Here is a 26,876-nt window from a genome sequence, read left to right on the forward strand (position 1 = left end):
CTTACTCCTGCGCCAGGCGCTCGTTCAGATCGCTCTCGACCGACGCGGCCGCTTCCTCGTGGGAGTCACCGTTGAGGAAGGCGGTCATGTAGGACTTGATGGGGTTGGGGGTGTTCTCCACCGCGCCCCACTCCGGGATGAGCGGCGTGGTGCCGCCGACGGCGGCGGCGGGCGCCGCGGCCTCGGCCGCCTCGTTGCCCTCCAGCTTCGACAGCAGCGATTCCTTGTTGGGGATCACGCCGTTGGCGGCCGCGAGGGCGCCCTCGTGCTTGTCGGAGAGCACGATCTTCAGGAACTCCTGGGCGAGTTCCTGCTTGTCGCTGCCCGCGGCGACGGCCAGGTTGGAGCCGCCGAGGAAGACGCTCTCGGGGGTGTCGGCGGTCTCACCGGGGATGGTGAAGTAGCCGATCTCCTTCTCGAAGTTCTTGTCCTTGCTGGCCTCGATCGCGATGCCGGACTCCCAGCCCATGCCGATGATCGCGCCGGTCTCGCCCTTGCCGAAGACCTCGCCCTGCTGCGGGGTGGCCTCGTCCTTGTCCTTGGGCGCGGTGGAGTAGTCGGCGTACTGCTTGTAGATCTCCATGGCCTGGCCGACCTTGGGGTCGGCGAGGTTGGAGACCCACTTGTCGCCGTCCTGCTTCACCAGCTCGGCGTCCTGGCCGATGAGCAGGCCGTCGAAGAAGTACCAGTTCTGGCCGGGCATGTAGATCGGCTCGGCGTCGGTGTTCTTCTCGATCTTGTCGAACGCGGCGAAGAGGTCGTCACGGGTCTTGGGGATCTCCGTGACGCCGGCTTCCTTGAAGATCGACTTGTTGTACATCACGACGCGGTTGGCGAAGAACCACGGCACGGCGTACTGCGCGCCCTCGTAGACCGACGACTCGTTGAGGGACTCGGTCCACTCGGTGCCGATCTCGTCCTTCAGCTCGGTCAGGTCGGCCAGACCGCCGGTCGCCGCGTAGGCGGGCGTCTGGGTGTTGCCGACCTCGATCACGTCGGGCGGGCTCTCCTCGGACAGCGCGGTGGTCAGCTTCTGCTGAATGCCGTTCCACTGCTGCACCTTGTATTCGAGCTTCGCGCCCGTCTTCTTCTCGAATTCGGCCTGGACGTCCTTCAGCCAGTCGTCCGGTGTGGAGCCGTCCATGGCCCAGAAGGTGAGCGTCTCGCCCTTGAACGACCCGGGGCCACCGCCCTTGTCGCCGTCTCCGCCATCATCGTCAGAACCGCAGGCGGCGAGGCTTGCCACCAGGCCAGCCGCCGCCAGCACCGCTACCGCCGTGCGCTTCACGTCACCCTCCTCAACATGCCGGCCCACGCCCCCCTGCCGTCTTTCGCCAGCGATTCGCCACCGAAAAGTCCTTGCTCCCGGACCCTGCCCGTGGAGTGGACTTGTGGTCTTTAATGGTTTAGACCAGGTTGACGGTCTTGGTCTGGACCAATCGTGGAACGAAGCCTGGCCTAGACCAATGAGGGTGTCAAGGGTGTGCGGCCTGCTGGTTCGGCTTCCGTTACCGGACCGACATGTGAGCTATCCCGTCGCCCCGCGCGTGCACCGACGGGTGACGAGCCGTGCCAGGATGTGAGCCGCTACCAGACGGAGGAGTCATGAGGACGAACGCCGGACCGGCCGAGGGAACGTCGGCTGCGACGGTACCGGCAGCCGACGAGCCGGGACGCGCCGGGGGGAGCACCGGGCGGACCACCCGCGTGCCCAAGTACTACCGGCTCAAGCGGCACTTGCTGGAGATGACCGAGACCCTGCCCCCCGGCACCCCGGTGCCGCCGGAGCGCACGCTCGCCTCCGAGTTCGACACGTCCCGTACGACCGTGCGCCAAGCACTGCAGGAGCTGGTCGTGGAGGGGCGGCTGGAGCGGATCCAGGGCAAGGGCACGTTCGTGGCCAAGCCCAAGGTCTCGCAGGCCCTCCAACTGACCTCATACACCGAGGACATGCGCGCCCAGGGCCTCGAACCCACCTCGCAGCTCCTGGACATCGGCTACGTCACCGCCGGCGACCAGCTCGCCGAGCGGCTCGACATCACCCCCGGCGGGCGCGTGCTGCGGATCGAGCGGCTGCGCCTGGCCAACGGCGAGCCGATGGCCATCGAGACCACCCACCTGTCGGCGAAGCGCTTCCCCGCGCTGCGCCGCAGCCTCGTCAAGCACTCCTCCCTCTACACCGCGCTCGCCGAGGTCTACGACGTCCACCTCGCCGAGGCCGAGGAGACCATCGAGACGTCGCTCGCCACCCCCCGCGAGGCGGGCCTGCTGGGCACGGACACCGGCCTGCCGATGCTGATGCTCTCGCGCCACTCCCTCGACACGCACGGCGAGCCGGTGGAGTGGGTCCGCTCGGTCTACCGCGGCGACCGCTACAAGTTCGTCGCCCGCCTGCGCCGCCCCGTGGGCTGAGCCGGCACCCCGGCGGCGGGCCCGGCGCAGTCGCCCGGCCCGCCGCCGCGCGGCCCCGGTGCGGGCCGCGCCCCCGGGCCCGTACGGGCCCGGCAGCCGCCGCAGCGCCCCTGCCGGGGACTTTCGTGATCGGATAGCGACGGCACACCCTAGTGACGGCGGCCTGCCCCTGCTCTACATTTCGAGCGCATTGCAAGAGATTGAGAGCTCAGGGGACGGAGCCGCCATGACTGTGCAAGCACCCCCGGACGCGCCGCGAAAGCCGCGTCCGGAACCGAAGAGCGTGATCCTCTGGACCGCCGTCGCCCTGGTGGGCGCGCTCGGCTGGACCGTGCTGGCGCTCTCCCGGGGCGAGGAGGTCTCCGCGGCCTGGATGGTCGCCGCGGCCCTCGGCTCGTACGCCATCGGCTACCGCTTCTACTCGAAGTTCATCGCCTACCGCGTGCTCAAGGCCGACAAGACCCGGGCCACCCCCGCCGAACGGCTCGACAACGGCATCGACTTCCAGCCGACCGACCGGCGGGTGCTCTTCGGCCACCACTTCGCCGCGATCTCCGGCGCCGGCCCGCTGGTCGGCCCGGTGCTGGCGGCGCAGATGGGCTACCTGCCGGGCACGATCTGGATCGTCGCGGGCGTGATCTTCGCGGGCGCGGTCCAGGACATGGTGGTGCTGTTCTTCTCCACCCGCCGCAACGGCCGTTCGCTCGGCCAGATGGCGCGCGAGGAGATCGGCCCGGTGGGCGGTGCCGCCGCGCTGATCGCCGTCTTCGCGATCATGATCATCCTGCTGGCGGTGCTGGCACTGGTCGTCGTCAACGCACTGGCGGAGTCGCCCTGGGGCACCTTCTCCATCGGCATGACGATCCCGATCGCCCTGTTCATGGGCTTCTACCTGCGGGTGTTCCGGCCGGGCCGGGTCGCCGAGGTGTCGCTGATCGGGGTTGCGCTGCTGATGCTCGCGCTGGTCGCGGGGCGCTGGGTGGCCGAGTCCTCGCTTGCGGACACGTTCACGCTGAGCAAGGAGTCGCTGGTCATCTGGATGGTGATCTACGCCTTCATCGCCTCGGTGCTGCCGGTGTGGATGCTGCTCGCGCCGCGCGACTACCTGTCGACGTTCATGAAACTCGGCACCATCGCGATGCTGTTCATCGGCGTGATCGTGGCCGCGCCGACACTGAAGATGGAGGGCGTCACCGACTTCGCCGGCGAGGGCACGGGGCCGGTCTTCGCCGGCTCGCTGTTCCCGTTCGTCTTCATCACCATCGCCTGCGGCGCCCTGTCCGGCTTCCACTCCCTCATCTCGTCCGGCACCACGCCGAAGATGGTGCAGAAGGAGACGCAGGTACGGATGATCGGCTACGGCTCCATGCTGATGGAGTCGTCGGTCGCCATCGTGGCGATGATCGCCGCCTGCGTGCTGGACCCCGGGCTGTACTTCGCGATGAACTCGGCGCCCACGGTGATCGGCGACACCGCGCAGTCGGCGTCGCAGGCGATCCAGGGCTTCGGGTACGAGATCACGCCCGCGGCCCTGCAGGCGGCGGCCGACTCCGTCGAGGAGTCGACGCTGCTGTCCCGTACCGGCGGCGCGCCGACGTTCGCCCTGGGCGTCTCGGAGATCTTCTCCAACGTGACCGGGGACAGCCTCAAGGCGTTCTGGTACCACTTCGCGATCATGTTTGAGGCGCTGTTCATCCTGACCGCGCTGGACGCGGGCACCCGGGTGGGCCGCTTCATGCTGCAGGACACCCTCGGCAACATCTACAAGCCGCTCAAGCGCGTGAGCTGGTGGCCGGGGCTCATCGCCACCAGCGCGGTGGTCGTGGGCCTGTGGGGCTACTTCCTGTGGGTCGGCGTGAACGACCCCCTCGGCGGCATCAACCAGCTCTTCCCGCTCTTCGGCATCACCAACCAGTTGCTCGGCGCGGTGGCGCTGACGATCTGTACCACCCTGCTGATCAAGTCGGGGCGGCTGAAGTGGGCCTGGGTGACGGGCATCCCGCTGCTCTGGGTCGCGGTGGTCACGCTCACGGCGAGCTGGCAGAAGGTGTTCTCCGAAGACCCTCGCGTGGGCTTCTTCGAGCAGGGCTCCGTCTACCGGGAGGCCAGGGACCAAGGCGAGGTGCTGCCACCCGCGACCAACATGGACGAAATGGACACCGTGGTGACGAACACGACGGTCGACGGGGTGCTGTCCGCGGTCTTCGCGCTGCTGGTGGTCGTCGTGATCCTGGACGCGGCCCGGGTGTGCGTGAAGTCGCTGCGCAACCCGGAGTCGGTGGTCAGCAACGAGGAGCCGTACCACGAGTCGTCGTACATCGCTCCGGCGCAACTGATCGCGACCAAGGAGGAGAAGGAGGAGCTGGCCGCGGCCGGGCTGGGCAGCGGCGGCGGCTTCAGGCCGGGCACCGGACCGGGCGGCGACGGTGCCGGTGGTGGCGGCGGTTCGCGGGACGGAGGTGGCTCGTGACGGCGACGGCGGCGCTGGCGGCGGCGGGGCGCAAGGTCTGGTGGTACGTCCGCGAGGTGATCGGCGACACGGCGTACGAGCGCTACGTGGAGCATCTGCGCGGCCACGATCCGGAGGCTCGGGTGCCCAGCCGGCGCGAGTTCGAGCGGATGCGCACCGACGCGGGCGACGACCCGCGCAAGGGCTTCCGCTGCTGCTGAGCACGGCGCGGCGGATGCCGCAGGCGTACGGGCCGCCGTCCCCGGATTCCGGGGGCGGCGGCCCGTTGTCGGTGGGGCAGGGCAGACTCGGAGCATGGACTTCACGGTGCGGCCGGTGCGGCCGGAGGAGTACGAGCGGGCGGGCGAGCTGGTCGCAGGGGCGTATCTGGCGGACGGGCTGCTGACGTTCGGCGAGGACGACGGGTATGTGCACGAGCTGCGCGACGTGCGCCGCCGGGCCACGGCCGAGCGCGCGGAGGTGCTGGTCGCGGTCGACGGCGACGGCCGGGCGGAGGGCGGGCGGCTGCTGGGCAGTGTGACATTCGTGACCGCGGGGTCGCCGTTCGCGGAGCTGAGCGGAGCCGGAGAGGGCGAGTTCCGGATGCTGGCGGTGGCCCGGGAGGCGCGCGGCCGGGGCGTGGGCGAGGCGCTCGTCCGGGCCTGTCTGGACCGCGCCCGGGAGCTGGGCGCGCGCCGGATGGTGCTGTCCAGCACCCCGGACATGGCCCCGGCCCACCGGCTGTACGGGCGGCTGGGGTTCGTCCGCACCCCCGAGCGTGACTGGTACCCGCTGCCCGATCTGCCGCTCTGGGCCTTCGTCGCGGACCTCTGACGCCCGGCCGACACGCGGCACAACATATAGGGGTGCTTCCCAGACGAGCCACTAGATGTATGCTCGTCCTAGCTGCCGACGCAGGGGAATCCGGTGGAAGTCCGGAGCTGTCCCGCAACGGTAAGCGATGTACGGCCATGCCTGCCACGCGCCGGCGGGGCCCGTGCGTCGTGAGCCCGAGAACCTCCGGCAGCCATCGATGACGTCCGGGTCTCGTGGATTGGGCTCACGGACGCAAGCGGGTCCGCCTCCGGCGGTGTTCGGACGGGGGGACCGCCCACGCGCGCCCCGCGCGCCGTGGGTTGCCCGCGTGCGCCCGTACCGCAGCCTCTCCCGCGCGGCCCCGCCGAGCGAGGGAGAGCAGCATCTTGACGATCGCACCACCGGCCGCGCTTACGGAGCCCGCCTCAGTCACCCCCCGTGCCGACGACGGCCCGGCCGCCGCGCTCACCCGCACGCTCGCCGAGCTGACCGCCGACCTGCCCGCCACCGACCCCGCCCGGGTCGCCGCCGGCGCCCTGCGCGGCCGGCACCCGGGCTCCGGCGCGGCCGAGTTGCGGGAGCTGGCCACCGAGGCCGCGGCGGCGCTGATCGCCGAGGAGCCGGAGTACTCGCGGCTGGCCGCGCGGCTGCTGACCCGCGCCGTCGCCGAGGAGGCCGCCGCCCAGGGCGCCACCGGCTTCTCCGCCGCGATCGCCGTGGGCCACCGCGAGGGCATCGTCGCCGACGCCACCGCCGCCTTCGTCCGGCGGCACGCCGCCCGTCTCGACGCCCTGGTGGACGAGGCCGTCGCCGAGGGCCGCGACGACCTCTTCGGCTACTTCGGCCTGCGCACGGTCTACACCCGCTACCTGCTGCGCCACCCCACCGAGCGCGCCGTCATCGAGACCGCCCAGCACTTCTTCCTGCGCGTCGCCTGCGGTCTCGCCGCGGACGAGTCCGACGCCGCGCTGGCCGAAGTCGCCGAGCTGTACGGGCTGATGAGCCGCCTCGGCTACCTGCCCTCCTCCCCCACGCTCTTCAACTCCGGCACCCGCCACCCGCAGATGTCGTCCTGCTACCTGCTGGACTCCCCCCTCGACGAGCTGGACTCGATCTACGAGCGCTACCACCAGGTCGCCCGGCTGTCCAAGCACTCCGGCGGCATCGGTATCCCCTTCACCCGGGTCCGCTCCCGCGGCTCGCTGATCCGCGGCACCAACGGCCACTCGAACGGCATCGTCCCGTTCCTGCGCACCCTGGACGCCTCCGTCGCCGCCGTGAACCAGGGCGGCAAGCGCAAGGGCGCCGCGTGCGTCTACCTGGAGCCCTGGCACGCCGACGTCGAGGAGTTCCTGGAGCTGCGCGACAACACCGGCGAGGAGGCCCGCCGCACCCACAACCTCAACCTCGCGCACTGGATCCCGGACGAGTTCATGCGCCGCGTCGAGGCCGACGGCACCTGGTCGCTGTTCTCCCCCGCCGAGGTGCCCGAGCTGGCCGACCTGTACGGCGCGGAGTTCGACGCCGCGTACGCCCGCGCGGAGGCCGAGGGGCGGTACGTCAAGCAGGTCCCCGCCCGGCAGTTGTACGGCCGGATGATGCGTACCCTCGCGCAGACCGGCAACGGCTGGATGACGTTCAAGGACGCCGCCAACCGCACCGCCAACCAGACCGCGGAGCCCGGCGCCGTCGTGCACTCCTCGAACCTGTGCACCGAGATCCTGGAGGTCTCGGACGACGGCGAGACCGCGGTGTGCAACCTCGGCTCGGTCAACCTCGCCGCGCACCTGGGCGCCCCCCTCGACGAAACCACCGGCTGGGAGGAGGCGATGGACTGGGAGAAGCTGGACGCCACGGTCCGTACCGCCGTGACGTTCCTCGACCGCGTCGTGGACATCAACTTCTACCCGACCGACCAGGCCGCCGCGTCCAACTCCCGCTGGCGGCCCGTGGGCCTGGGCGTGATGGGCCTGCAGGACGTCTTCTTCCGGCTGCGGCTGCCGTTCGACTCACCGCAGGCGCGGGCGCTGTCCACCCGGATCGCCGAGCGCATCATGCTCGCCGCGTACGCCGCCTCCGCCGACCTCGCCGAGCGGCACGGCGCGCACCCGGCCTGGTCCCGCACCCGCGCCGCCCGCGGCGTCCTGCACCCCGACCACTATCCCGACGCCGACGTGACCTGGCCGGAGCGCTGGACCGCGCTGCGCGCCCGGATCGCCGCGACCGGCCTGCGCAACTCGCTGCTGCTGGCCATCGCGCCGACCGCGACGATCGCCTCCATCGCCGGCGTCTACGAGTGCATCGAGCCGCAGGTCTCCAACCTCTTCAAGCGCGAGACGCTGAGCGGCGAGTTCCTCCAGGTCAACTCCTACCTCGTGGCCGAGCTGAAGGCGCTGGGGGTGTGGGACGCGCAGACCCGCGAGGCGCTGCGCGAGCACGACGGGTCCGTACAGGAGCTGACGTGGATCCCCGCGGAGGTCCGGGCACGCTACCGCACGGCGTGGGAGCTGCCGCAGCGCGCGCTGATCGACATGGCCGCGGCCCGTACGCCCTACCTGGACCAGGCCCAGTCGCTCAACCTCTTCATGGCCGCGCCGACCATCGGCAAGCTCAGCTCGATGTACGCCTACGCCTGGAAGTCCGGGCTGAAGACGACGTACTACCTGCGCTCGCGCCCGGCGACCCGGATCGCCCGCTCGGCCCGCGCCGCCGCCCCCGCGCACCCCGCCCCCGCCCCCCTGCCCGTCCAGCAGCCGCACGCCGACGACGCCGTCGCCTGCTCCCTGGAGAACCCCGAGACCTGCGAGGCATGCCAGTGACCACCGCCACCGACGCCAGGAACCTGCTCGACCCCGGCTTCGAGCTGACCCTGCGCCCCATGCGCTACCCGGAGTTCTACGAGCGCTACCGGGACGCCATCAAGAACACCTGGACCGTCGAGGAGGTCGACCTCCACTCCGACGTCGCCGACCTCGCCAAGCTCTCGCCGGGCGAACAGCACCTCATCGGCCGGCTCGTGGCGTTCTTCGCCACCGGCGACTCGATCGTGGCGAACAACCTGGTGCTCACGCTCTACAAGCACATCAACTCGCCCGAGGCCCGCCTCTACCTCTCCCGCCAGCTCTTCGAGGAGGCCGTGCACGTCCAGTTCTATCTGACGCTGCTCGACACCTACCTCCCCGATCCGGACGAGCGGGCCGCGGCGTTCGCCGCGGTGGAGAACATCCCGTCGATCCGCGAGAAGGCGCAGTTCTGCTTCCGCTGGATGGACTCGGTGGAGAACATCGAGCGGCTGGAGACCAGGGAGGACCGCCGCCGCTTCCTGCTCAACCTCATCTGCTTCGCCGCCTGCATCGAGGGCCTGTTCTTCTACGGCGCGTTCGCGTACGTCTACTGGCTGCGCTCCCGCGGCCTGCTGCACGGCCTCGCGACGGGCACGAACTGGGTGTTCCGCGACGAGAGCATGCACATGAACTTCGCGTTCTCCGTGGTCGACACGGTCCGCGCGGAGGAGCCCGACCTCTTCGACGAGGAGCTGGGGCAACAGGTGCGCGACATGCTCGACGAGGCGGTGCGGGCGGAGCTGCAGTTCGCGCGCGACCTGTGCGGCGACGGCCTGCCGGGGATGAACACCGACTCGATGCGCGCGTATCTGGAGTGCGTGGCCGACCAGCGGCTCGTCCGGCTGGGCTTCGCGCCGGTGTACGGGTCGCAGAACCCGTTCGCGTTCATGGAGCTGCAGGACGTGCAGGAGCTGACGAACTTCTTCGAGCGCCGCCCGTCCGCGTACCAGGTGGCGGTGGAGGGCTCGGTCGGGTTCGACGACGAGTTCTGAGGCGCGCAGCGCCGGCCGGGCCCGCCGTGGGGGGCGGGTCCGGCCGGCGACTGCCGGCCGCCGCGGCGCCGTTGCCGCGGTGCCTGCGTGCTGCGGTACTGCCGTGCTGCGGTGCTGCTGCGGTCTCCCGCGGTCAGATGCCGCAGGAGGGGGCGGACCAGGAGCGGGACGACCGGCCGTCCACGTGCGTGTGGTCGTTGTGGCCCGGGTAGCCGGGACCGAAGATCCCGCCGAAGCCGTGGGTACGCGCCTGCTGGGCCAGCCGGCAGAACGACGGGGAGCCGACGAGGTCGGCCGCCGTGCCGTACAGATGCTGGCTGTTGGAGGCGCCGCCGACCGCGTTGTTGCACGAGACGGAGCGGAAGCCGCTGGTGATGTTGATGGGGACGTCGCCCAGGGCGTGCCGCATCGCCTCCAGCTTCCACATGGTGCGCTTGGCGTTCTCCTTGGCCGTCGCCGCGGAGACCGCACCACCGCTCCAGGTGGAGTTGCACTTGTTCAGCTCGGCGTAGGTGAAGTGCACCGGGGTGCAGTCGGCGTCCTGCAGGCTGTAGATCTTGTTGAACGTGTTGGTGCCCGCGACGCCGTCCGAGCTGAGCCCGTACGCGCTCTGGAACTTCGCGACGGCGGCCTTGGTGCGCGGCCCGAAGTTGCCGTCGATGGCGAGGATCTCGCCGGACGTCACGTGCCCCGCCACCCGGATCTGCAACTGGGTGACGTCGGCGCCGGTCATGCCCTGCGAGAGCGTGCGGTTCCAGGTGTAGCACGAGTCCGCCTGCGCCGAGCCGGCGGTCGCGACCGTGCCGACGACGCCCGCCGCCGCGATCATGGCGATGCTGAGGATGAGTCTGACCGTACGTCTGAGCATGGGGCCTCCGTACCGTACGAATGGGGGCTCCGAGCCTCGCGCGCGCCGGGCGCGCGGTCAACGCGCCGCCGTTTCGCCAGTGGACTCGACCACTGCCGTAACCGCCGCGCAAGAGGCGGCGGTTACGGCGCCGGCGGGCCGAGGGCGGGCGGGGGCCTCAGCCGTTGGGGACGGTCTCGTAGCGCGGGGTGTTCTCCGCCATCTGCTGCATGACGTCCTTGCGCTCGCGCTTGGAGAGCCGGTCGATGTAGAGCCGCCCGTAGAGGTGGTCCGTCTCGTGCTGGAGGCAGCGGGCGAAGTAGCCCGTGCCGTGCACGCGGACGGGCCTGCCGTCGAGGTCCCGGCCGCGCACCACCGCGTAGTCCGGGCGGGCCAGCGACATGTACGCGCCGGGGACCGACAGACATCCCTCGTTGCCGTCGTCGAGCTGCCGGCGGTCGGCGGGCAGCTCCTCCAGCACGGGGTTGCACACGGCGCCCACGTGCCGTACGCCGTCGTCGTCCGGGCAGTCGTAGACGAAGACCTTGAGGTCGACGCCGATCTGGTTGGCCGCGAGGCCCACGCCCTCCGCCGCCCGCTGGCTGGCGAACATGTCGTCCACGAGCGACCGCAGCGCGTCGTCGAACTCCGTCACGTCCGCGCACTCGCGGTGCAGCACCGGATTGCCCACCACCGTGATCGGCCTGACCGTCCCCCGCTCGCGGGCCGCGCGCTCACGCGCCTCCGCGTCCGTCACGTCGTCGAGGAACACGTCCGGCGACTCCGCTTCCCGCCCCGCCTGCTCCTGCTCCGCCTGCTGCGTCATGCTCGCCGCACGCCTTCCTGGTTCCCGCCCTCACGAGCTTCACGAAAAGACCGGAGTCCAGGGTACGGCCACGTTCCGACAGCCTCAGACGACTTCCTCCAGATCCCGCCAGTCCCGGGTGTCCGGGCTGTCCGCGGCCCAGCTCTCCAGCAGCCCGCGCACCAGCGACGCGGGCGCGGCTATCCCGCACTCCCGCTCCGGCACCCAGAGCCCGTCCTCGGTGCGGTGCACCAGCGGCCCCGGCTGGCCGGGCTCGCTGTGGTCGTGCGGGTCGAGGGTCGCCTGCAGCGAGCCCTCGGCGCTGGGCATGCAGCTCTCCGAGCAGGTGCGGCAGAGCAGCCGCACCGACGACGACCAGTCCTCGGCCGCGTACCCCGCCTCGGCCGCCAGCAGCTCGACGGCGTCCCGGTCCGCCTCGGTGGCCGCCTCCAGCAGCACCACCCACGTCGGCACCGGCGACGGCGCCCACAGCTCTATCTCGTCGAAGACCGGATACGACGGGCCAGCCAGCGTGCCCCGCTCGCCGTGCGGCACCCCGTCGTGCAGTACGACCTCGCCCCAGCGGCGGCCCGACGAGGGCAGCGGGATGCTCTGCACCTCGATCCGCGCCGGGTCGAGGCGGCGGCCCCAGACGACCTCCGCCTCGCCCTCGGGCGACAGCCGCACCGCGGCGCTGCCCAGGTCCATGTCCTCCGGCGGCTCGGCCGCCCCCTGGTGCGCGGCGCCGCCGGGCACGCGCAGCCCGTACGCCTGCCACGCCCGCCGCGCCAGCGGCCAGTCCTGCAGCGCGGTGGCGGCGATGCCGACGTTCCACCAGTCGGGCGCGCCCGTCTCGCGGTCGAGCAGCGCGACGGCCCGCAGGCCCGCGGCGCGCGCCTGCTCCCAGTCGTGCCGGAACTTGTGCAGCAGCGCAAGGTTGAACCACGACTCCGACAGCCAGGGCTCCAGGCCCGCGGCACGGGTGAGCAGCGCGCCCGCGTCGTCGTACCGGCCGTCGCCGATCAACGTGAACGCGCGGTCGGTCGCCTGCCGCCACGAGGCGGAGGGCCGATGCCGTGTTCTGCCGAAGATCCTCACGATTCCTGCCTGCCGTCTTTGACTCCAGGATGACCACTGTGCGGCCTGTCCGCACGGCGTGCTCTCCCGGGGGGCGCCGTTGCTCCCCGCAACTTCCTGTCCGCTCGGGTGCCGGGCTATGCCCGCATCCAACCACGCGGTGCCGTACGCCCGCTTCTTACCGGTCAGTTCGCGTGCACGCCGTTCGCCAGCACCTCCCGGAGCGCGTCCACCACGGCCGGGTCGTACTCGGCGCGAGGGGCCAGACGCAGCCTCTCCAGGGCCGCGAGCGGCCCGGTGGCGACAGCGCCCTCACCCTTCGCGTTCCCCGTCACCAGTACGTCGTATGCAGCGGCCACGCGTACGATACGGGCCGCGACCGGCTGGTCACGGTACGGCTCCGCCTGCCGCTCCACGACGACCGCGACCTCGGCGGCCACGCCGGTCTGCCGTACCACCGCGCCGCCCAGCAGGGCGATGCGCCGCCGGTCGGCGAGGCCGGCGGCGCCCGGGGGGCCCTCGGCCCCCGGCGGGGCGGGGTCGGCCAGCGACAGCTTGCCCAGGTCGTGCATGAGCGCAGCCTGCTCCAGCACGTCCAGCTCCCGCTCGGTCAGCCCCCGCACCCGGCCGATCGCCCGGCTGAGGGAGGCGACGCGGTGGGCGTGGCCCGGGGTGTGGTAGCCGGCCATCTCGGTCGCGCGGGCCAGGGAGGCGATGGTCTGGCGGTAGGTGCGGCGCACGGCGGCGTAGCGGCGGAACGAGACCTGGGTGAGCAGCAGCGGCAGGCTCAGCACGGGCAGCGCCCACACCCCGGCCACCTGCGCGGCGAGTGCGATGACGACGCCGGTGGCGCACATCGCGGAGCCGGCGCCGGGCAGGGCGCGCAGCTCGTCGCGGAGCAGGGGGCCGTACGGCCAGCCGGTGCGGGCCCGGGCGAGGCAGGCGGCGAGCACGGCGTCGCAGAGCGCGGTCAGGGCGAGGACGCCGAGCAGCGCCGGTACGTAGAGGGGGACGGGTCCGGCCGTGAGGCCAGCGACCGGGGCGCCGTCGCCCTCCGCCGGGGCACCGGCGCACAGGGGGCGGCAGCAGGCGGCGGCGAAGGCGGTGCCGAGGACCCGGCGGACCAGGTGCTCGGCGGTGGGGCCGCGACCGCGGGCGACGTGCGGGACGGCGCCGACGACGGTGGCCGTGAAGGAGACGGCGGCGATCTCCAGGACGGCGCCGCCCGCCGTGTCCGCGGGGATGCAGAGCAGCGCGTACCCGAGCGCGCCGGCGGTGGCCAGCGGCGCGGGGATGCGCGCGGGGGTGCTCGCGCGGTGGTCGCCCGCCACCTCGCCGACCACGATGAGGAGGCCGAAGGCGAGCGCGGCCCCGGGCTGGGCGAGCCCGTGCGCGAGGGTCCAGCAGAACCCGGCCGCGGTCACCGCCCCGGCGGCCCCGACCGCCACGCGCACCTCGGGCGGGGTGCGGTGGCGGGAGCGGAGAACCGATTCGCTCACGGGGCGCCACCGCTGCGTGCCACGGCACCGTCCGCCGCGCCTTCCGCCGTACTGCCCGCCACACCGCCCGCCGCGCCGTCCCCCGCCGCGCCGCCGCCGGCTCCGCCGGTCCCGCCGCGCAGCGGTGCCGGGATCGTCGCGGGCTCGTCCGCCGTGACCTCGGCGTGCCAGCCGCGGCGCTCAATCGCACCGGCCAGCGCGCGCACCATCCGCGGGTCGAACTGCGCCCCGGCGCACCGCCGCAGCTCCGCCAGCGCCGCGGGCACCTCGCGCGCGCGGCGGTAGGAGCGGGTCGAGGTCATGGCGTCGAAGGCGTCGGCCACCGCCACCACCCGGGCGTATTCCGGAATCCGCGCGCCGGTGAGCCCGTACGGGTAACCGCGGCCGTCCATCCGCTCGTGGTGGTGCAGGATCGCCGCGCGCACCTCCTCCAGGAAGCCGATGCCGCGGACGATCTCGTGCCCGTACTCCGGATGCAGCTCGATGACCCGCCGCTCCTCGGGGGTCAGCGGCCCGTCCTTACGCAGGATGCGCGTCGGCACACCGAGCTTGCCCACGTCGTGCAGGATCCCGGCGAACCGGAGCACCTCCTGCCGCCGCTCGTCCATGCCCAGCTCGCGGGCGATGAGCACCGACGCGCGGCCGACCCGCTCGCTGTGCCCGCGGGTGTAGCGGTCCTTGATGTCGACGGCCTGCACCAGCGCCCGGATCGTCGCCTGATGCGCCGCGCGCTCACGGTCGGCCTGGGCGAACGCCCAGCAGGAGATCGCCATCGGCAGCAGCACGAGCAGCCCGCTGGCCGGTCCGTGCGGGCTGTGCCAGAGCATCGCCATGATCAGCCCGGCGAGCCCGTGCACGAGGTACGCGCCCGCCGCCGCGGGCGCTCCGGCGAGCGCAGCGCGCGGGGAGCGGCGCTCGGCGGCGGCGCGCATCGCGGCGTCCAGGCAGGTGAGTACGGCCCAGAAGGCGGCGACCGCGAGGAGCGCGGCCGGGAGCAGTTCGGGGAAGCCGGCCTCGCCGAGCCCGGCGTCCCCGGGCACGCGCCCGGCGGCGTACGCGGCCGCCCAGCTTGCGAGCGCCGGTTCCGCGGCCCGCCACAGCCGCCGCGGGGCGGCCGGCTGTTCGGTGATCCGGGCGGTCAGCGCGCCAGGGAGAGGGACGAGGGCCGCCGCGGCGGGCGGCAGCAGAAACGCTCCTGCAAGGAGTACGGGGAAGAACGCGCCGATGCCGTCGGGCACCCGGCCCGCCAGCGGCGGGCAGCGCCGGAGGTGTTCACCGGCCGCGTAGACGCCGGCGAGCAGGGCCACCGTGCCCCAGGGGGTCGCGGCGCCGGGCCGCAGCGCGGGGGCGGCGCACGCCGCCGCGGCGAGCAGTGCGCACAGCAGACAGGCGCGCCCGGCCGCGGAGACCTGCGCCACCTGCCCCATGCGCCCCACGCTCCTCGTCCCCGCTGTACTCCGTACGAGTTGGGGAGCATAGAGCGGCACCTACGGCCGAATGGGGCGCAGTTGCGTAAAAGAACACTACGAGCCGGGTGGATTCGCACCTTCGAGTGACGTGGGGCGGCCCTCGTCACCGGCGTCGAGCACCGGCTGCTCCGGTACCTCGTCGCCGGACCTGATGGTGTCGATCCGGCCCATCACCTTCGCGCGCAGGTCCGCGGGCACGTCGTCCTGCCCGCAGCAGCGCTTGACGAGCTTCTTCACGGCCTGCTCCAGGCCGTACTTCTCCAGACAGGGACTGCACTCGTCGAAGTGCACCTGGAACTTCGCGCAGTCGCCTTCCGGCATCTCCTTGTCGAGATACTCGTAGAGATGGTCGAGGATCTCGGAGCAATCCGTCTCGTGCGGGTCTCCGCAGCTCATGATCCCGAACCCTTTCCCGTGTGCGACCCGGCCGACTCCGGCCCGGCTCCCGCCGGCGTCAGGCCGCGCTCCTGCGCGTAGTCCTCCAGGAGACCGCGCAACTGGCGGCGACCGCGGTGCAGCCGGGACATGACCGTACCGATCGGTGTCCCCATGATGTCCGCGATCTCCTTGTAGGCAAAGCCCTCGACGTCCGCCAGATAGACCGCGATGCGGAACTCCTCCGGGATCGCCTGGAGGGCCTCCTTCACGTCCGAGTCCGGCAGATGGTCGAGCGCCTGGGCCTCCGCGGAGCGCAGGCCGGTCGACATGTGCGACTCGGCGCGCGCGAGCTGCCAGTCCTCGATCTCCTCGGCGGCGCTGCGCTGCGGCTCACGCTGCTTCTTGCGGTACGAGTTGATGAACGTGTTGGTCAGGATGCGGTAGAGCCAGGCCTTGAGGTTCGTGCCCTCGCGGAACTGGTGGAAGGACGCGTACGCCTTGGCGTACGTCTCCTGCACCAGGTCCTCCGCGTCGGCCGGGTTGCGGGTCATCCGCAGCGCCGCCGAGTACATCTGGTCGAGGAACTGGAGCGCGTCGCGCTCGAAGCGCGCGTTCCGCTCGGCGGACGTCTCCTCGGGGGCCGTCGGCTCCTCGCCCGGCTCGCCCTTGCCCGTGTCGGTCCCAGTGACGAGACCCACCTCCTCCAGCACCGTGGTGGAGCCACCCGTGGCCCCGTACGGTTCGGAGGATAGACGACGTCCGTGCACATCCGCCGCCCAGTACTTCTCCGCTGCCTCCGGCTGCGGACGCGACGGGCATGCGACCCCGCTCATGCGTTTCCCTTCGTCGAGCGCGTGAACGTACACCGATGAGAACGCACGGCCCCGATGCCGCATTCCCGGGCGGCTCCGCGGCGCCGCCGGGCGCGGGCGCCGGCCGCGCCGGACGTCAGCGCAGGCCGGCGAGCCATTCCACCGCGGCGGCGGTGATCGTGGCGGCTGTCTCGGCGTCGTCGGGTGGCGCGCTCCCGGCCACGGCGAAGCCGTGGTCCGCGTACGGCACGGGCACGAGGTCGACCTCCGCGGGGAACTCCGCGGGGCCGCCGAACGGGTCGCGCTCGCCCTGCACCACGCGGGTCGGCACCCCGGCGTCGAGCAGCTCTGCCAGCCGGGACTTCTCCGGCCTGCCCGGCGGGTGCAGCGGGAAGGCCAGCGCGAGCACCGCGCGGGCGCCGAGTTCCCGGGCCGTACGGCACGCGACCCGGGCGCCGGCGCTCCGGCCGCCCGCGACGACCGGCACGCCGGGCTTCTCCAGGGCGGGCCACAGCGCCGTCCAGCCGGCGTCGAGGGTCCTGGGCGCGGGCGCCAGCTTGCGGCCGGCGACCCGCCAGGGCTGCTCGACGAGCGCGACGGTGACCCCCTCGGCGGGCAGCGCGGCGGCCAGCGCCCGCAGGTCGCGGGCCTCGATGCCGGCGCCCGCGCCGTGGCTCAGGGCGAGCACGAGCCGTGGGCGGGCGGCCCGGTGCCAGGTGATGCGGGCGTCGCCGGGCGGTGTGGCGACGGTCTCGGTGGTGGGCTTCACGCGCCTCAATCTAGGCGAGCGGTACGCACCGGCCCGCGCCCCCGCGCGGAGTGCCGGCAGATCCGGCGCGGGCGCGCGTGGCGCCTCTCCGGGGTCGCCCGCGGTGCGCACCGCGGGCCGTTGCGCGCGGGGCGCCCCGGCGTCGTACGCCACCGTCGGCGACGGCGTACGACGGCCCCGCCCCCCGCTCTCCTAGAAGAGCGTCTCCTCCTCCGGCGCCGCCATCTCCTCCACCAGCTCCGCGCCGTTGTTCCGCACGTCGCTCACCTTCGTCGACACCGGAAACGCGCGCAGCAGCCCCGGCGGCGGCGGGCTCAGCAGCTCGCGCAGCGCCTCCGGGTCCTTGTTGTCCGGGTCGAGCCAGGCGTCCCAGCGGTCCGGGGGGAGCATCAGCGGCATCCGCGGGTGGATGTCGGCGAGGGTGTGCGGCCCCGACTCCCCCGCCTCCCCGCCGGCCAGCTCCGTGGTCTCCGCCTCCGTGGTCACCACCGTGCACGTCACCCACCATGCGCGCGGGTCGTCGTCCGCCAGCGTCTTGTCCCGCCAGAACTCGAACAGCCCGGCCATCGCGAAGACCGAGCCGTCGACCGGGGTGACGAAGTACGGCTGCTTGCGGGGGCGCTTCTTCCTGCCCTGCTCCTCAAGCTGCCGCTCGCCCTTGAAGGTCAGCCACTCGAAGTAGCCGTCGGCCGGCAGCAGGCAGCGCCGCGAGACGAACGCCCGGCGGTAGGCGGGCTTCTCGTGCACGGTCTCGGCCCTGGCGTTGATCATCTTCACGCCCAGGTCCGGGTTCTTCGCCCAGGACGGCACGAGGCCCCAGCGCAGCGCGCGCAACTGCCGCACCGGCCGGGGGTCGTCGGAATCCCGCTCGGGGCGCTCCAGCACCGCGTAGACGTTCTTGGTCGGCGCCACGTTGTAGTCGGGCGCGAGGGTCTCCTCCGCGTCCCACTTCTCCACCTCGAAGAGGCTGGCGAGGTCCTCGGGTTTCCGGCTCGCCGCGTACCGTCCGCACATGGGTGACAAGACTGCCACGCCCCTCTGACAGCCCGCACACGCCGCCTTGGCTACCCTGCTCGTCCGAGCACCGGGAGGGCACATGGAAGGAACCAGCCTCGGCGAGCTGTGGGACCGTGTCGTCGGCACGCAGCCGGACCCCTCGGAGTGGCTGGTCGCGGTGACGGGGCTCGTGGCGCTCTCCGCCGTGCTGCCCTGGGGCATATGGCGGGTGGCGCGCAACGCCGTGACCATCGCGCACGAGGGCGGCCACGGCCTCGTCGCCGTGCTGACCGGCCGCCGCCTGGAGGGCATACGCCTGCACTCCGACACCTCCGGCCTGACCGTCAGCCGCGGCAAGCCCTCCGGCCTCGGCATGGTCCTCACCGCCGCCTCCGGCTACACCGCCCCGCCGCTGCTCGGCCTCGCGGGCGCCTGGCTGCTCGCCGACGGCCGCATCACGGCGGCGCTGTGGGGCTCGATCGGCCTGCTCGCGGCGATGCTGCTGATGATCCGGAACGCGTACGGGGTGGTGACCGTCGTCCTGACCGGGGCCGCGTTCTTCCTCGTCTCCTGGCTGACCGAGCCGGAGGTGCAGGCGGCCTTCGCGTACGTGGCCGTGTGGTTCCTGCTGCTCGGCGGCGTGCGGCCGGTCTTCGAGCTCCAGCGCAAACGGCGCCGCGGCGAGGCGCCGCAGTCCGACGCCGACCAGTTGGGACGGCTGACCCACACCCCCGCGGGGCTGTGGGTGTTCCTGTTCTTCATCGTCGCGCTCTGCGCCCTGGCCGGCGGCGCCCGCTGGCTGCTCGACCTCTGAGGCGCCCGGCCCGGCGCGTCCGCTCCGGCCCGCGCCCCGCCACACCCCTCGCGCGGTTGTGCGCACCCGCCGGATTTCCCCGACCCCGCCGGTTGTCCACAGGCGGGCGGGCGGACCCTGCGGGAGGCGGGCCGGCCCGCATAGGGTGAGTGCCATGACCGCTTCGCAGAGCAGCCTCTGGCCCGCGCCGACCGCTTCCGGTCCGGTGGCCGCGGCCGTCACCGTGCCCGGATCGAAGTCGGTCACGAACCGGGCGCTGGTGCTCGCCGCACTCGCCGATGGGCCCGGCCTGCTGCGCAGGCCGCTGCGCTCCCGCGACAGCGCCCTGATGGCGGGGGGCCTCGGGGCCCTCGGCGTCGGCATCGAGGAGGGCGCGGGCCCGGACGGCGCCGAGGAGTGGCGCGTCACCCCGGGCGGCGGACTGCGCGGGGACGCCGCGGTGGACGTCGGCAACGCGGGCACGGTCATGCGCTTCCTGCCCCCCGTCGCGGCCCTCGCCGACGGCCCGGTCCGCTTCGACGGCGACCCGCGCAGCCACGAGCGCCCGCTGCACGGCGTCATCGACGCGCTGCGCGCCCTCGGCGCCCGGATCGACGACACCGCGCTTGGCAGCCGCGGCGCCCTGCCGCTGACGGTGTACGGCGAGGGGGCGCTGCGGGGCGGCCCGGTCGAGGTCGACGCCTCCTCGTCCTCGCAGTTCGTCAGCGCGCTGCTGCTGTCCGCGCCGCGCTTCGACAAGGGCGTGGAGCTGCGGCACACCGGCCACCGGCTGCCCTCGCTGCCGCACATCCGGATGACCGTCGAGATGCTGCGGGCGGCCGGCGCCGTGGTGGAGGCGCCGGAGGACGGCGGCGAGCCCCACGTGTGGCGGGTGGCGCCGGGATCCCTGCGGGGCCGGGAGCTCACGGTGGAGCCGGACCTGTCGAACGCGCAGCCGTTCCTGGCCGCCGCGCTCGTCACCGGCGGCCGGGTCACGATGCGCGACTGGCCCCGGCAGACCACCCAGCCCGGGGACGCGTTGCGCGCGATCTTCACGGAGATGGGCGGCTCCTGCGAGCTGGTGACCACCGCGGACCGCACGGACCTGGTCTTCACCGGCGCGTCCGCAGGCGGCGTGCGCGGCATCGACATCGACCTCTCCGAGGTCGGCGAGCTGACGCCCGGCATCGCCGCGGTGGCGGCGCTGGCGGATTCGCCGTCCCGGCTGCGCGGCGTCGGCCACCTGAGGCTGCACGAGACGGACCGGCTCGCCGCCCTCACCGCGGAGATCAACGGGCTGGGGGGCGACGTCTCCGAGACCGAGGACGGGCTGGAGATCCGGCCGCGCCCGCTGCGCGGCGGCGTCTTCCACACGTACGACGACCACAGGATGGCCACTGCGGGCGCGGTTCTGGGCCTGGTGGTGAAGGGTGTCCAGGTGGAGAACGTGGCGACGACCGCCAAGACCCTGCCCGACTTCCCCCGGATGTGGGCCGGCCTCCTCGCCGGGACGGACACCGGGGCCGGCGCCGGGCCCGGCGGCGGCGCGCCCGCCGCCCCCGCGCGGAGAGCCTGACCCGCGCGATGCGGCGCTACGGCAAGAACCCCGACGAGGACGACGTCCGCGTACGCCCGGACCGCCGGGGCAGCCGCCCCCGCAGCCGCAACCGGCCCAAGCACGAGGACGCCGCCGAGGGGTTCGTCCTGACCGTCGACCGCGGCCGCATCACCTGCCTGGTGCGGGAGCGCACGATCACCGCCATGAAGGCGCGCGAGCTGGGCCGCAAGGGCATCGTCGTCGGCGACCGGGTCGCCGTCGTCGGGGACGTCTCGGGCGATCCCGGGACGCTCGCGCGCATCGTCCGGGTCGAGGAGCGCACGTCGGTGCTGCGCCGGACCGCGGACGACGACGATCCGTACGAGCGCGTGGTCGTCGCCAACGCCGACCAGTTGGCCATCGTCACCGCCCTCGCCGACCCGCCGCCCCGCCCGCGGCTGGTGGACCGCTGCCTGGTCGCCGCGTACGACGGCGGGCTCGACCCGCTGCTGGTGCTGACGAAGTCGGACCTCGCGCCCGCGGACGAGCTGCTGGAGTCGTACGCGCCGCTGGGCGTGCGGGCCGTCGCCTGCAACCGCGACGAGCTGGCCACCGGCGCGGGTGCCGCCCGCGTGCTCGACCTGCTCACCGACCGCGTCACCGCCTTCGTCGGCCACAGCGGCGTCGGCAAGACCACCCTGGTCAACGCGCTGGTGCCGGAGCGTCAGCGGGCCACAGGCGAGGTGAACCTCGTCACCGGCCGCGGCCGGCACACCACGACGTCCGCGCTCGCCCTGCCGCTGCCCGACGACAAGGGCTGGGTCATCGACACCCCCGGCGTACGTTCGTTCGGCCTGGCGCACGTCGATCCGTCGCGCGTCATCCACGCCTTCCCCGACCTGGAACCAGGGACGGCCGACTGCCCGCGCAACTGCAGCCACGACGAGCCGGACTGCGCGCTCGACGCCTGGGTCGCGGAGGGCCACGCCGACCCCGCGCGACTCGCCTCGCTGCGCCGCCTGCTCGCCACCCGCGAGCGCCGCGAAGGAGACTGACGGACCGTCGGCCCGCGGGCCGCCCGTGCCCGTCGGCGAGGTCCGTCGCCCGTACGGACGCGCGTTGGGCATAATCGCAGGAGCGTCAACCGAACGGGAGGCACTACACGATGGCGTGGCTGCTGGTCGTCGTGGCCGGAATCCTCGAAACCGGCTTCGCCGTCTGTCTGAAGCTCTCCCACGGCTTCTCCCGGCTGTGGCCGACGGTTGCCTTCTGCGTCTTCGCGCTCGGCAGCTTCGGCCTGCTGACGCTGTCGCTGAAGAAACTGGACGTCGGCCCGGCGTACGCGGTGTGGACGGGCATCGGTGCCGCGGGCACCGCCATCTACGGCATGGTCTTCCTCGGCGACCTGGTCTCCACGCTGAAGGTCGTCTCCATCTCGCTGGTGATCGTCGGCGTCATCGGCCTGCAACTGTCCGGCTCGGCGCACTGACCGACAGCAGCCCGCGGACGGCCCGCTCCACGTCCTCGCCGCGGGCCGAGGGCGCGACCACGTACGACAGCGTCAGCCTGGTCACCGCCTCGCAGACCCGGCGGCGTTCGCCCGGCGCCCCCGGCAACTGTTCCTCCAGCGCTCGCAGGATCCGGTCGCGTACCTCCTCGACCAGTTCCGCGGGCGTCTCCACGGACGGGTCGGTGCGCCGCGCCGCCTGCGCCCCGCCGCGGGCGGGCGACCGCCGTGCGGGGGTCGGGAGTTGCTCGCCCCAGCAGCCGGTCAGCGCGGCGCGCACCAGCGGGTTGCCGCGGGCGGCGCGCAGCGTCCAGGCGACCAGGGCGAGCAGCCGGCCGCCGGCGTCGGCACCGGATCTGCGGGCGCCGGCCAGCGTCCGGTCCACGCCGGCGAGATAACCGTCGATCTCGCGTCTGACGAGGGCCTGGGAGAGACCCTCCTTGCTGCCGAACTCGTTGTAGAGAGTCTGGCGGGACACCCCGGCCGTGGCGGCGACGTCGACCATCCGCACCGCCGCCCAGGGCCGGCTCCTGAGCGCCGCGAAGGCGGCGTCGAGGAGTCCTTCTCGCGCTGTAGGCATCGTGGCCTCCAGAGGGCGACCGTGCGCCTCAGAATTGACGCACCGCCAGGTGCTGTCAAGGGTCCGTACGGGGCCCTGAAAGCCCGCCACGCGCGCGGGCGGAGGTTGGCGGTGCACCTTTGGGGTTACTGTTCGTTGCATGGCCGGTTTTCATGATGATCTGCGTCTCGCCCACGTCCTGGCGGACGCCGCCGACGCCACCACGATGGAGCGGTTCAAGGCCCTCGACCTGAAGGTCGAGACGAAGCCGGACCTGACTCCGGTGTCGGAGGCGGACAGATCGGCGGAGGAGCTGATCCGCTCCTCCCTGCGCCGCGCCCGGCCACGCGACGCCGTGATGGGCGAGGAGTACGGCACGGACGGCACCGGCCCCCGGCGCTGGATCATCGACCCCATCGACGGCACGAAGAACTATGTGCGCGGCGTCCCCGTCTGGGCGACGCTCATCGCGCTGATGGCGCCGGGCCCGGAGGGCAACCAGCCGGTCGTCGGCGTGGTGTCGGCGCCGGCCCTCGCCCGCCGCTGGTGGGCGGTGCAGGGCGGCGGCGCGTACACCGGCCGCAGCCTGGCGAAGGCGACCCCGCTGCGGGTGTCGGGCGTGCAGCGCATCGAGGACGCCTCGTTCGCGTACTCCTCCCTGCACGGCTGGGACGAGCGCGGCAGGCTCGACGGGTTCCTGCACCTGACGCGCGACTGCTGGCGCAGCCGGGGGTACGGGGACTTCTGGCCGTACATGATGGTCGCCGAGGGGACGGTCGACATCTGCGCGGAGCCGGAGCTGTCCCTGTGGGACATGGCGGCGTGCGCGGCGATCGTGGCGGAGGCGGGCGGCTCGTTCACGGGCCTGGACGGCGAGCCCGGTCCGCACAGCGGCAACGCCGCGGCGTCGAACGGGCTGCTCCACCAGGAACTGCTGAAGTACCTCGGCCCGTAGCGGCACCTCCGGACCGCCGCCGCACCCGCGCCCGGAAGCGCGGGTGCGAACGGCCGGACTTCGCGCGCCCCTTGTTGCGCTCTCCTGAGCGTGCCAGTCTGGCAATGACCGACCTTGTGAACTTGTGAAACTCTTCACACGCACACAAGGGCCCGTTACGCCTAGGAGGTGGCCCCACCCCATGCTCGTCCGTGACGCCATGAGCACGGTGGTCCTCACCATCGGCCCCGCGCACACCCTCCGCCAGGCCGCCCGGCTGATGTCGGCGCGGCGCGTCGGCGCGGCGATCGTCCTCGACCCCGACACCAGCGGGCTCGGCATCCTGACCGAGCGCGACATCCTCAACTCCGTCGGCGCGGGCCAGGACCCGGACGTGGAGAAGGCCGACGACCACACGACCACCGACGTCGTCTTCGCCGCACCCGGCTGGACCCTCGACGACGCCGCCGGCGCCATGACCCACGGCAGCTTCCGCCATCTGATCGTCCTCGACGACGCGGAGCCCGTCGGCGTCGTGTCCGTACGCGACATCATCCGCTGCTGGACCCCGGAGCGGCAGGAGCCGGAGCGCCGCGAGACAGCCCTCGCGTAACGCACCCGGACGCGTCAGAGGGGCCGGGAGCCCGACCGGCGTCCCGACCCCTCTGTCCGTGCACGGCAACCGGCTCCGGCCGGGCAGGGCCTGGAGCGCGGCCGTGGAACCGATCGCCGCAGCCTGCGAAGGAGCCTACATTAGACTTAGTCCAAGTCAAGATCCTCATGAACTTCGTATGGGTTCTGGTCATAGAGCGGCGCGCTGCTACCCTGAATGCATGAGTGACCTCCTGGAGCGACTGCGCGGCCGTGGCTTCCGGCTCACCGCGCAGCGGCGAGTCGTGGCCGAGGTCCTGGACGGCGACCACGTGCACTACACCGCCGACGAAGTGCTCGCGCGCGCCACCGCCCGGCTCCCCGAGATCTCCCGGGCGACCGTCTACAACACGCTGGGCGAGCTCGTCGCGCTCGGTGAAGTGCTCGAAGTCAGCACGGACGGCCGCGCCAAGCGGTACGACCCGAACGCGCACAGCGCGCACCAGCACCTGGTGTGCAGCCGCTGCGGCTCCATCCGCGACGTGCGCCCGGAGGGCGACCTGTTGTCGACGCTGCCCGAGGGCGAGCGCTTCGGCTTCCGGGTCTCCGGCGCGGAAGTCACGTATCGCGGCATCTGCCCGGACTGCGCGGAGCAGCGCGAGAAGTAATTTGCGCTGGTCGATCGGCCAGGGGTAGGGTTGGTTTCACCGACGCGGGGTGGAGCAGCTCGGTAGCTCGCTGGGCTCATAACCCAGAGGTCGCAGGTTCAAATCCTGTCCCCGCTACCAATGACGAAGGCCCGGACCATGTGGTCCGGGCCTTCGTCATTGTCCGGCCACCTCGCGGGCCGTGCGAAAGGCCGGCGGCTGTCCGCCACCGGCCCTCCCCTCGGACCGCTCAGTGCCACTCAGCACCGCTCACGGCCGCCCACGGGCGGCTCGGGCCGCCGGGGCGCCGCTCAGGCGGTGAGCTCCTGTGCGAGCGCGTCCCGCAGCCGGGCGGCGCGCTCGGCGACCTCGGCGGGGCCCAGCTCCACCGCCCGCGACGACCAGTGCTGGCTCTCCGGCAGGTCGCCCCGCCGGGCGGCCAGCAGCGCGAGCCGCAGCGCCGCGCGGCCGTGGCCGTGCTCCGCCGCCCGGCGCCACCAGATCGCCGCCTCCGGCACGCTGCCCTCCCGGGCCAGCAGCAGACCCAGGTTGAACGCGCCGTTGCGGCTGCCCGCCTCGGCGGCGGCCCGGTACCACCGGCCCGCGGCCTCCGTGTCGCCCCGGCCGGCCGCGCGCATGCCGAGCCGCACCTGGGCGCGCCTGTGCCCCTGCCGGGCCGCCTGCTCGTACCACTGCTCGCACTCGGCGGCCGCTTCGGAGCCTGCCGAGCCCGCCGGGCCGCCCGAGGCGCCGCCGGAGCCGTCGGCGCCCGTGCCGCCCCAGGCCCGCGCACCGCGCGACCCCGCGGCGTCCGGCACCGGCCCCGCCCCGGGCCGCCTGTCGTCCAGCAGCGCCGCCAGCCGGAACGCCCCCTCGGGGCTGCCGCCCTCGGCGGCCGTCCGCAGCCGGTGCTCCGCGGCCTTCTCCTCGCCGTCGCGCAGCAGCGCGACGGCGACCTGCAGCGCGGCCTCCACGTGCCCGGCCGACGCGGCGCGCTCGTACCACTGCCGCGCGCCCGTCTCGTCCTCCCGGCCCGCGTGGATGATCCCGAGGTTGAACGCCGCGTCGACGCTGCCCGCCTCCGCGGCCTTCGAGAACCACGGCTCGGCGCCCGCGGCGTCGCCGCGCTGGAGCAGCAGCACCGCCAGCGCGTTGGCCGCCTCGCAGTGCCCGGTGTACGCGGCCTGCCGGTACCACTGCTCGGCCTGCTCGCCCCGGTTCTGCCCGGCGCACAGCAGCGCCAGGTTGTACGCACCGTTGACGTCGCCCGCGTCCAGCGCCGCGCGGTACCACCGCTCCGCCTCCTGCGGCTCGCCGCGGTCCGCGTGCAGGGCGCCGAGGGCGTTGGCCGCGTTGCCGTCGCCCTCCCTGGCCGCCCGGCGCCACCACACGGCCGCGCTGGCGTCGTCGCCCGCGTCGCGGAGCAGGAAGCCCAGCGCGCAGGCCGCGCGCGGCTCACCGCCCCGCGCGGAGATCACGTACCACCGGCCGGCCTCCTGCGACTCGCCGCGCTCCTCCAGGAGCGTGCCGAGGTGCAGCGCGGCGCGGACGTGCCCGCGCGCGGCGGCCTGCCGGTACCACTGCTCGGCCTCGGCGACCGGGTCCTCCCCGGCCCCGGCCACGCCGCGCACCAGGCTGACCGCGCGCGGCGACGCCGGCGGCGTCAGCCGCGTACCGGTCTCGACGCCGCTGCCGGACCGCGCCCGGCTGCCGGTGTCGAGGACGCGCGCAAGGCGGTACGCCGCCTCGCGGTGGCCCTTGTCGGCGGCGATCCGGAACCAGCGCTCCGCGCCCACGTCGCTGCGGTGCTCCAGCAGGTCGGCGAGCGCGTACGCGCCCAGTGCGTGCCCGGCCTCGGCGGACTGGCGCAGCCAGTACTCGGCGCCGGGCTCGTCCCCGTTCTCCCGGTAGTAGCGCCCCAGGGCGTGCGCGGCGGCGGGCGAGCCCCCGACCGCGGCGATGCGCCACCAGCCGGCCGCCTCGTGCACCTGGCCGCGCTGGTAGAGCAGCACGCCCAGGTTGTTCGCCGCCGCCCGGTCGCCCTCGGCGGTCGCGGCGCGCAGCACCGGCTCCGCGCCGTCCAGATCCCCCTTGCGCAGCAGGGCGGCGCCCCGCGCGCTCAGCTCCGCCACGGCCGGATCCCG

25 protein-coding genes, 1 tRNA gene and 1 riboswitch are annotated in these 26,876 nt (G+C 73.3%); of the genes, 14 read left to right on the forward strand and 12 right to left on the reverse strand.

Features of this window, described 5'->3' with window-relative positions; translation table 11 throughout:
* Nucleotide 1: 1 nt before the first annotated feature.
* Nucleotides 2–1,288, reverse strand: a complete 1,287-nt coding sequence (locus O7599_RS12070; RefSeq protein WP_281622150.1) for an extracellular solute-binding protein — start codon at nucleotides 1,286–1,288, stop codon at nucleotides 2–4.
* A gap of 317 nt (nucleotides 1,289–1,605) precedes the next feature.
* Between O7599_RS12070 and O7599_RS12075 the strand changes: the two genes are divergently transcribed.
* The 6 genes from O7599_RS12075 to O7599_RS12100 all read left to right on the forward strand — a co-directional run bounded on the left by O7599_RS12075 (nucleotide 1,606) and on the right by O7599_RS12100 (nucleotide 9,512).
* Nucleotides 1,606–2,412, forward strand: coding sequence for a GntR family transcriptional regulator (locus O7599_RS12075; protein ID WP_281622151.1), 807 nt, complete (start codon nucleotides 1,606–1,608; stop codon nucleotides 2,410–2,412).
* Between the two features lie 226 nt (nucleotides 2,413–2,638).
* The gene (locus O7599_RS12080; protein ID WP_281622152.1) at nucleotides 2,639–4,882 is read left to right on the forward strand and encodes a carbon starvation CstA family protein; all 2,244 of its coding nucleotides are present in this window, start codon (nucleotides 2,639–2,641) and stop codon (nucleotides 4,880–4,882) included.
* A complete protein-coding gene (locus tag O7599_RS12085) occupies nucleotides 4,879–5,082 on the forward strand; it encodes a YbdD/YjiX family protein (protein WP_281622153.1) in 204 nt (67 codons plus the stop codon). Before O7599_RS12080 ends, O7599_RS12085 begins: the two co-directional genes overlap by 4 nt.
* A 94-nt stretch (nucleotides 5,083–5,176) precedes the next feature.
* Nucleotides 5,177–5,695, forward strand: a complete 519-nt coding sequence (locus O7599_RS12090; RefSeq protein ID WP_281622154.1) for a GNAT family N-acetyltransferase — start codon at nucleotides 5,177–5,179, stop codon at nucleotides 5,693–5,695.
* 58 nt (nucleotides 5,696–5,753) lie between these two features.
* A riboswitch (cobalamin riboswitch) is annotated at nucleotides 5,754–5,902 on the forward strand.
* A gap of 161 nt (nucleotides 5,903–6,063) precedes the next feature.
* Nucleotides 6,064–8,496 (forward strand): ribonucleoside-diphosphate reductase subunit alpha, encoded by a 2,433-nt coding sequence (locus tag O7599_RS12095; protein ID WP_281622155.1) that lies wholly within the window; start codon nucleotides 6,064–6,066, stop codon nucleotides 8,494–8,496.
* Nucleotides 8,487–9,512, forward strand: coding sequence for a ribonucleotide-diphosphate reductase subunit beta (locus O7599_RS12100; RefSeq protein ID WP_281622156.1), 1,026 nt, complete (start codon nucleotides 8,487–8,489; stop codon nucleotides 9,510–9,512). Before O7599_RS12095 ends, O7599_RS12100 begins: the two co-directional genes overlap by 10 nt.
* A gap of 133 nt (nucleotides 9,513–9,645) precedes the next feature.
* Here the strand turns inward: O7599_RS12100 and O7599_RS12105 are convergent, their stop codons facing one another.
* The 9 genes from O7599_RS12105 to O7599_RS12145 form a co-directional block, all read right to left on the reverse strand.
* Nucleotides 9,646–10,380, reverse strand: a complete 735-nt coding sequence (locus O7599_RS12105; RefSeq protein ID WP_281622157.1) for a D-Ala-D-Ala carboxypeptidase family metallohydrolase — start codon at nucleotides 10,378–10,380, stop codon at nucleotides 9,646–9,648.
* A gap of 157 nt (nucleotides 10,381–10,537) precedes the next feature.
* Complete coding sequence (gene def, locus O7599_RS12110; protein ID WP_281622158.1) at nucleotides 10,538–11,185, reverse strand: peptide deformylase; 648 nt, start codon at nucleotides 11,183–11,185, stop codon at nucleotides 10,538–10,540.
* Nucleotides 11,186–11,269: 84 nt separating this feature from the next.
* Complete coding sequence (locus tag O7599_RS12115) at nucleotides 11,270–12,262, reverse strand: hypothetical protein (protein ID WP_281622159.1); 993 nt, start codon at nucleotides 12,260–12,262, stop codon at nucleotides 11,270–11,272.
* A 164-nt stretch (nucleotides 12,263–12,426) separates the two neighbouring features.
* Nucleotides 12,427–13,740, reverse strand: a complete 1,314-nt coding sequence (locus tag O7599_RS12120; protein ID WP_281622160.1) for a metal-dependent phosphohydrolase — start codon at nucleotides 13,738–13,740, stop codon at nucleotides 12,427–12,429.
* A complete protein-coding gene (locus O7599_RS12125; RefSeq protein ID WP_281622161.1) occupies nucleotides 13,737–15,167 on the reverse strand; it encodes an HD-GYP domain-containing protein in 1,431 nt (476 codons plus the stop codon). Before O7599_RS12125 ends, O7599_RS12120 begins: the two co-directional genes overlap by 4 nt.
* A gap of 96 nt (nucleotides 15,168–15,263) precedes the next feature.
* Nucleotides 15,264–15,605 carry a mycothiol system anti-sigma-R factor gene (rsrA, locus tag O7599_RS12130; protein ID WP_281622162.1) on the reverse strand — a complete coding sequence of 114 codons (342 nt, stop codon included), beginning with the start codon at nucleotides 15,603–15,605 and terminating at the stop codon, nucleotides 15,264–15,266.
* Entirely contained in the window at nucleotides 15,602–16,420 is an 819-nt protein-coding gene (locus O7599_RS12135; protein WP_281622163.1) for a sigma-70 family RNA polymerase sigma factor, read from the reverse strand. Before O7599_RS12135 ends, rsrA begins: the two co-directional genes overlap by 4 nt.
* Nucleotides 16,421–16,535: 115 nt before the next feature.
* Nucleotides 16,536–17,168 carry an alpha/beta family hydrolase gene (locus O7599_RS12140; protein WP_281622164.1) on the reverse strand — a complete coding sequence of 211 codons (633 nt, stop codon included), beginning with the start codon at nucleotides 17,166–17,168 and terminating at the stop codon, nucleotides 16,536–16,538.
* A gap of 192 nt (nucleotides 17,169–17,360) precedes the next feature.
* Complete coding sequence (locus O7599_RS12145; RefSeq protein WP_281622165.1) at nucleotides 17,361–18,182, reverse strand: SOS response-associated peptidase; 822 nt, start codon at nucleotides 18,180–18,182, stop codon at nucleotides 17,361–17,363.
* Between the two features lie 82 nt (nucleotides 18,183–18,264).
* Between O7599_RS12145 and O7599_RS12150 the strand changes: the two genes are divergently transcribed.
* From O7599_RS12150 to O7599_RS12165, 4 genes are all read left to right on the forward strand, one after another.
* Nucleotides 18,265–18,978 carry a M50 family metallopeptidase gene (locus tag O7599_RS12150; RefSeq protein ID WP_281622166.1) on the forward strand — a complete coding sequence of 238 codons (714 nt, stop codon included), beginning with the start codon at nucleotides 18,265–18,267 and terminating at the stop codon, nucleotides 18,976–18,978.
* A 154-nt stretch (nucleotides 18,979–19,132) separates the two neighbouring features.
* Entirely contained in the window at nucleotides 19,133–20,533 is a 1,401-nt protein-coding gene (gene aroA / locus O7599_RS12155) for a 3-phosphoshikimate 1-carboxyvinyltransferase (protein ID WP_281622167.1), read from the forward strand.
* 8 nt (nucleotides 20,534–20,541) lie between these two features.
* The gene (gene rsgA, locus O7599_RS12160; protein WP_281622168.1) at nucleotides 20,542–21,549 is read left to right on the forward strand and encodes a ribosome small subunit-dependent GTPase A; all 1,008 of its coding nucleotides are present in this window, start codon (nucleotides 20,542–20,544) and stop codon (nucleotides 21,547–21,549) included.
* A 110-nt stretch (nucleotides 21,550–21,659) separates the two neighbouring features.
* A complete protein-coding gene (locus O7599_RS12165) occupies nucleotides 21,660–21,983 on the forward strand; it encodes a multidrug efflux SMR transporter (RefSeq protein WP_281622169.1) in 324 nt (107 codons plus the stop codon).
* Here O7599_RS12165 and O7599_RS12170 read toward each other — a convergent pair.
* Nucleotides 21,949–22,581 (reverse strand): TetR family transcriptional regulator, encoded by a 633-nt coding sequence (locus O7599_RS12170; RefSeq protein WP_281622170.1) that lies wholly within the window; start codon nucleotides 22,579–22,581, stop codon nucleotides 21,949–21,951. The genes O7599_RS12165 and O7599_RS12170 overlap by 35 nt on opposite strands.
* A 139-nt stretch (nucleotides 22,582–22,720) precedes the next feature.
* Between O7599_RS12170 and hisN the strand changes: the two genes are divergently transcribed.
* From hisN to O7599_RS12190, 4 genes are all read left to right on the forward strand, one after another.
* Complete coding sequence (gene hisN, locus O7599_RS12175) at nucleotides 22,721–23,515, forward strand: histidinol-phosphatase (RefSeq protein ID WP_281622171.1); 795 nt, start codon at nucleotides 22,721–22,723, stop codon at nucleotides 23,513–23,515.
* 181 nt (nucleotides 23,516–23,696) lie between these two features.
* Entirely contained in the window at nucleotides 23,697–24,107 is a 411-nt protein-coding gene (locus O7599_RS12180) for a CBS domain-containing protein (protein ID WP_281622172.1), read from the forward strand.
* A 220-nt stretch (nucleotides 24,108–24,327) separates the two neighbouring features.
* Nucleotides 24,328–24,753 carry a Fur family transcriptional regulator gene (locus O7599_RS12185; RefSeq protein ID WP_281622173.1) on the forward strand — a complete coding sequence of 142 codons (426 nt, stop codon included), beginning with the start codon at nucleotides 24,328–24,330 and terminating at the stop codon, nucleotides 24,751–24,753.
* 43 nt (nucleotides 24,754–24,796) lie between these two features.
* Nucleotides 24,797–24,873: transfer RNA gene (locus O7599_RS12190), tRNA-Met, on the forward strand.
* A 170-nt stretch (nucleotides 24,874–25,043) separates the two neighbouring features.
* Here O7599_RS12190 and O7599_RS12195 read toward each other — a convergent pair.
* Nucleotides 25,044–26,864, reverse strand: coding sequence for a tetratricopeptide repeat protein (locus tag O7599_RS12195; protein WP_281623355.1), 1,821 nt, complete (start codon nucleotides 26,862–26,864; stop codon nucleotides 25,044–25,046).
* Nucleotides 26,865–26,876 lie beyond the last annotated feature (12 nt).

Origin of the sequence: Streptomyces sp. WMMC500 (assembly GCF_027497195.1) — a bacterium.
Taxonomy (GTDB): domain Bacteria; phylum Actinomycetota; class Actinomycetes; order Streptomycetales; family Streptomycetaceae; genus Streptomyces.

Coding starts and splice junctions, on each gene's coding strand:
- O7599_RS12075 (WP_281622151.1), top strand. CDS start 1,606: ATGAGGACGAACGCCGGACCGGCCGAGGGAACGTCGGCTGCGACGGTA.
- O7599_RS12080 (WP_281622152.1), top strand. CDS start 2,639: ATGACTGTGCAAGCACCCCCGGACGCGCCGCGAAAGCCGCGTCCGGAA.
- O7599_RS12090 (WP_281622154.1), top strand. CDS start 5,177: ATGGACTTCACGGTGCGGCCGGTGCGGCCGGAGGAGTACGAGCGGGCG.
- O7599_RS12100 (WP_281622156.1), top strand. CDS start 8,487: ATGCCAGTGACCACCGCCACCGACGCCAGGAACCTGCTCGACCCCGGC.
- O7599_RS12105 (WP_281622157.1), bottom strand. CDS start 10,380: ATGCTCAGACGTACGGTCAGACTCATCCTCAGCATCGCCATGATCGCG.
- def (WP_281622158.1), bottom strand. CDS start 11,185: ATGACGCAGCAGGCGGAGCAGGAGCAGGCGGGGCGGGAAGCGGAGTCG.
- O7599_RS12125 (WP_281622161.1), bottom strand. CDS start 15,167: ATGGGGCAGGTGGCGCAGGTCTCCGCGGCCGGGCGCGCCTGTCTGCTG.
- rsrA (WP_281622162.1), bottom strand. CDS start 15,605: ATGAGCTGCGGAGACCCGCACGAGACGGATTGCTCCGAGATCCTCGAC.
- O7599_RS12135 (WP_281622163.1), bottom strand. CDS start 16,420: ATGAGCGGGGTCGCATGCCCGTCGCGTCCGCAGCCGGAGGCAGCGGAG.
- O7599_RS12145 (WP_281622165.1), bottom strand. CDS start 18,182: ATGTGCGGACGGTACGCGGCGAGCCGGAAACCCGAGGACCTCGCCAGC.
- O7599_RS12150 (WP_281622166.1), top strand. CDS start 18,265: ATGGAAGGAACCAGCCTCGGCGAGCTGTGGGACCGTGTCGTCGGCACG.
- aroA (WP_281622167.1), top strand. CDS start 19,133: ATGACCGCTTCGCAGAGCAGCCTCTGGCCCGCGCCGACCGCTTCCGGT.
- rsgA (WP_281622168.1), top strand. CDS start 20,542: ATGCGGCGCTACGGCAAGAACCCCGACGAGGACGACGTCCGCGTACGC.
- O7599_RS12165 (WP_281622169.1), top strand. CDS start 21,660: ATGGCGTGGCTGCTGGTCGTCGTGGCCGGAATCCTCGAAACCGGCTTC.
- O7599_RS12170 (WP_281622170.1), bottom strand. CDS start 22,581: ATGCCTACAGCGCGAGAAGGACTCCTCGACGCCGCCTTCGCGGCGCTC.
- hisN (WP_281622171.1), top strand. CDS start 22,721: ATGGCCGGTTTTCATGATGATCTGCGTCTCGCCCACGTCCTGGCGGAC.
- O7599_RS12180 (WP_281622172.1), top strand. CDS start 23,697: ATGCTCGTCCGTGACGCCATGAGCACGGTGGTCCTCACCATCGGCCCC.
- O7599_RS12185 (WP_281622173.1), top strand. CDS start 24,328: ATGAGTGACCTCCTGGAGCGACTGCGCGGCCGTGGCTTCCGGCTCACC.